This is a genomic window from bacterium, assembly GCA_024224155.1.
GTDB lineage: Bacteria > Acidobacteriota > Thermoanaerobaculia > Multivoradales > JAHEKO01 > CALZIK01.
This window is the reverse complement of the sequence record JAAENP010000401.1, coordinates 1-4,326: the sequence shown is the minus strand read 5'-3', so window position 1 is coordinate 4,326 and position 4,326 is coordinate 1. Positions and strand designations below refer to the sequence as shown.

Here is a 4,326-nt window from a genome sequence, read left to right as displayed (position 1 = left end):
GCCCCCGCTGACCGCGTCCGGGTTCGATCCGGAGCCCGTCGCGCAGTTCCGGCGCTGGTTCGAGGCCGCCCGGGCCGCCAAGCTGCCGCAACCCGACGCCATGACCCTGGCGACCGCGGACGCCAGCGGTCGGCCGCACGCGCGCGTGGTGCTGCTCAAGGGCGTCGACGTCGAGGGGTTCGTGTTCTACACGGACTACCACAGCGCCAAGGGCCGCGAACTCGAGGGCAATCCCGACACACATCGTATAATGCACCTAAGCCCAAACTCTCTGGGAAGTGGGCGACCATAAAACACCCTTTCCATCCTTTTCGCAATCGCCGTTTTCGCATCATGAAAACCAAGCGTGTGAACGGGATCGAAACGCTGATCCTTGACGGCACGGACCGAGGCTCCTTCTCGGTGCTTCGCGAGTGGACCGACCGGGCGGACCCGCTTGAATCGCTCGAGCACGAGGCCAACCCGACGAGTCTGAGCATCCCCATGCTCCTTGAGCTCGCCGCCTTGGTCGAGACTCTGGCCGAGGATCTGGCCGAAGGCCCCGCCTCGCCGAAGCGCTAGACGGACCCGCTCCCCACGCCGTCCCCCGGAGCCTCCCGGGCCACACCGTCTCAGGCGGGCGCAGGAGCCCCTTGCGCTCGCCTGCCGTCTATAGCGACTGGAGTGCCCCATGAGAACCGAGTTCGAGGACCCGCCCCTTCAGGCGCGCGACCGCGCCGCCGCCGCTCAGGCCATCGCCAACATGCTGGAGTGCACGATGGCCTGTTCCGACATTCGCTCACAACAGGGGAGATTCGATCATGATGACCCAGATCCAGGAGCAGCACCGACAGAAACTCGCGTACGTGTACCTGCGCCAGTCCACGTACGGCCAGGTGCTGCATCATCGTGAAAGCACCGAGCGCCAGTACGACCTGCGCGCCAAAGCCATGGCGATGGGCTGGCCGCCCGAAAGGATCCGCACCTTCGACGGGGATCTGGCCTCCTCGGCCAAGCCCCTGAGCGAGCGCGAGGACTTCAAGGCCATGATGTTCGACGTGTCGATGAAGCGCGTCGGGGCCATCTTCGCCCTCGAGTGCTCGCGCCTGGCCCGCTCCAACGCCGAGTGGCACAGCCTGCTCCAGGTGTGCGCGCTGAGCGACACGCTTCTGATAGACGACGATGGCTGCTACCATCCGGTGCAGTTCAACGACCAGCTGGTGCTGACGTTCAAGGGGGCCATGTCGCAGGCCGAGCTGCACATGATGCATCTGCGCCTGCACGGCGGCAAAGCGCACAAGGCCGGCAAGGGCACCCTGCGCTTCGCCTTGCCCGCAGGGTATCGCTTCGACAGGCAGGACCGGATCGTGCAGGACCCCGACGAACAGGTCCGCGAGGCGATCGGGCACTTCTTCGACGCCTTCAGGAAGGCGCGCAGTGCCTACGGCGTCGTGGTCCAGTTCCACGAGGAGGGCCGGCTGTTCCCGAAGCGCGCCTACGGCGGGGTCCGCGACGGCAGGCTGAGCTGGGGGCCGCTGAACCTCAGGCGCGCGCTGGACGTGCTGCGCCACCCCTGCTACGCCGGCGCCTACGCTTGGGGCCGCAGCCACACCACGCAGACGCTCTCGGACGAGGGCCAGGTGTGCCAGCGTGTCGAGAGGCTGCCCGTGGACCAGTGGCCGGTGCTGATCCCGGACCATCATCCTGGGTATGTTAGCTGGGATGTCTGGGAGGCGAACTGCAGGATCGTCGACGGCAACGCGCGTCGGGCCAAGGAGGGCTGTGCGGGCTCGGCCCCCCGGGAGGGGCGCGCGCTGCTGCAGGGTCTTCTGTACTGCATGCGCTGCGGTCGACGGCTTCGCACGTTCTACCAAGGCACGGGCGGGCGCTACGCCAGCTACGTGTGTGAGGGCCAGCGGCCGGACGCCCTGGCGCGGCGCACCTGCCGCGTGTCGCTGAGCGCCGCGGTGGCCGATCCGGTGGTCGAGCGCCGGGCTCTGGCACGCCTCGAACCGGCGCAGGTGCAGCTGGCCGCGCAGGCCTGGGCCGAGGTCGAGCGGCGCCAGGCGGCGCAGGAGCGCCAGTGGCAGCTGAGGGTCGAGGCGGCGCGCTACGACGCCGAGCTGGCGCATCAGCGCTACGAGGAGGTCGATCCCAAGCGCCGCCTGGTCGCCGACTCGCTCGAGCAGGCCTGGGAGGACGCGCTGGCGCGCCTGCGCGAGGCCGAGGCGCAGCGCACCGCGCACCGCCAGGCGCAGCCCCGGGGGCTCGACGCCGAGCAGAAGCGCCGGCTCATGGCCTTGGCCGAGGATCTGCCGCGGCTTTGGTCCGCGCCGTCCACGCGGGCGAAGGACAAGAAGCAGATCCTGCGCCTGCTCATCAAGGACGTCTTCGTGGAACGCGACACCTCGCCGGGGGGCAAGGCCGTTCTGCACGTTCGCTGGCACGGAGGCACCAGTGAGGATCTTCCAGTCGAGCCTCCACTGATGCGCTGTGACCGGACCCGCTACGGGGCCGACATGATCGCCGAGATCCGCGAGCTGGCCAGGACGCGCACTGACCGGCAGGTCGCCGAGCACCTCAACGAGCAGGGGCGCCTGAGCATCACGGGCAAACCGTTCAGCGGGAAGATGATCAACTGGGTTCGCAGACAGCACGACATCCCCGGCCCCAACCCCAAGGGCGAGAACGAGCTGACGGTGCGCGAGGTCGCCGAGCGTTTCGGGATCAAGGTGGACATGGTCTACTACTGGATTGAGCAGGGCTGGCTGCCGGCACGACGGCAGCACCCACACAGAGCGTGGCGAATCGTGCTGAGCCCGGAGAAGGAGGAGGAGCTGTGGCAGCGGATCAAGAACTCCCGCATGCTGGGCAGGTGACGACTCACAATGTTCTGTCGTTGAGGCGGTCAGGCGAAGTCCGGCCGCCTGCGCGGCAGGCCGAATCCACGGAAATGTCATACTGTCAATGAAACGTCTGCAAGGACGCCGACCTCGGATCGAGGGCCGAGCGGCGCGGGCACCCCCGCCACCGGCCCCCGCCGCCTCCCCGAGGGGAGGGACTGTGGTAGACTGAGCAGGTGCCGGCCCCTCGACGGGGAGGCTCGCGAGGCTCGGTGACCGAGCCTCGGAGCGCCCCGACGGGGTCCAGGCTGCGACAGCGAGGTGCCGATCGAGCCGCCTGGCGCCGAGGAAGGGCGTCCGGACGGGCGGTCGGTGCCGCCCGCCGGGCCGCACGCTGCGGCGCGCGACCTTCCCGATGAATCCGATAGAAAGTGGAGTCTGATGGCCATGTCCACCGGGTGGGCCGGGGGCGTTGCCGCCCCACAGGGCCGTTACCGGCCCACAAGTCCCCCTAAGAACCGGACGTGCGAGTTTCCCAGCATCCGGCTCAAGCACTCCCCCAAGCCCCCTCGCGGAAGCCGGTAATGTCATCGGGTCATTTCCTTGACCGACCCGTCATATCCTCTCGTGAGCCGATGTAACGGGCGAGAGCAGATGAGCTTTCCAAGCACCGACGTCACCGAGACCACCACCCCTAGCCAACCGTCCTTCGTAGACCGTGCCATACCTGAAGTAGAGGGATGTGAGCCCCCGCTCGTTCGGTGTTCTTCCAATTCCTCCTGCCTCGCATTACCTCCGCAATAAGAAAGCGTGGTGACTGCACACGTCGTGTACGAGACCGAGCCCGCAGCGCCGAGGCGCTGCTCTATTCCTACGAATCTCGCGTCACCGGACAGCTTCCGTTTCGCGGTAGAGCACCAGTCGGACGTCTGCCCCCTTTCGGGTGAGGCATCGAGCCTCTATCCACCCCGTTACAGGGCGGCCTTCGCTTCTTCCGACATCTCAATCCCGCACCCCAACAGCTCCCCTTACGGTTCGCCTGCCCAGAGGGCGAGGATACGGGGTTGCCACGTTCCGCCATTCGAGTACGTCGGGACAGGTGCCTGCTGTCGGCCGAGAGGGCGTGGCATCAACCACTGGTCCACGATGACGCATTTTTGAGACGGCATGCCCCCCTTCCAATGCCTTTTGGCCCAAACCTTTCAACCCCTTTGGCTTGTTCGCAATGACGACCTTTATCACAGATTCACATGTGTTCACCATACCGACTCTCTAGCCCTCACCCGGATTGAGGTTTCCAGGAGGGGACGCCACTCGCGCTTTGTCCCCCGCACGTCCTTTTTGCTTTGGTACATTGTCCCGGCAGCTCTTGATTCATGCCGGTAGATTCACCTGGTGGAACAGGTGGTCCCCTCTCATCCGTCGGGGGACAACTCGAAACAGCGACTTCGTGTCGCAACAAAAAGACTGCGCTACCATCTTCAGCGCGACCCCCTGCTGGCCG

3 protein-coding genes are annotated in these 4,326 nt (G+C 66.6%); all 3 read left to right on the top strand.

The features are described 5' to 3' along the window. On the top strand, nucleotides 1-292 hold a 292-nt coding region (locus GY769_20015), incomplete at its 5' end, for a hypothetical protein (protein MCP4204208.1). Between the two features lie 41 nt (nucleotides 293-333). Continuing rightward, entirely contained in the window at nucleotides 334-561 is a 228-nt protein-coding gene (locus tag GY769_20010; GenBank protein ID MCP4204207.1) for a hypothetical protein, read from the top strand. 239 nt (nucleotides 562-800) lie between these two features. After that, nucleotides 801-2,858 (top strand): recombinase family protein, encoded by a 2,058-nt coding sequence (locus tag GY769_20005; protein MCP4204206.1) that lies wholly within the window; start codon nucleotides 801-803, stop codon nucleotides 2,856-2,858. Nucleotides 2,859-4,326 lie beyond the last annotated feature (1,468 nt).

What these genes read in the sequence shown, in the direction of transcription:
- GY769_20010 (MCP4204207.1), top strand. Translation starts at nt 334, where the DNA reads ATGAAAACCAAGCGTGTGAACGGGATCGAAACGCTGATCCTTGACGGC.
- GY769_20005 (MCP4204206.1), top strand. Translation starts at nt 801, where the DNA reads ATGATGACCCAGATCCAGGAGCAGCACCGACAGAAACTCGCGTACGTG.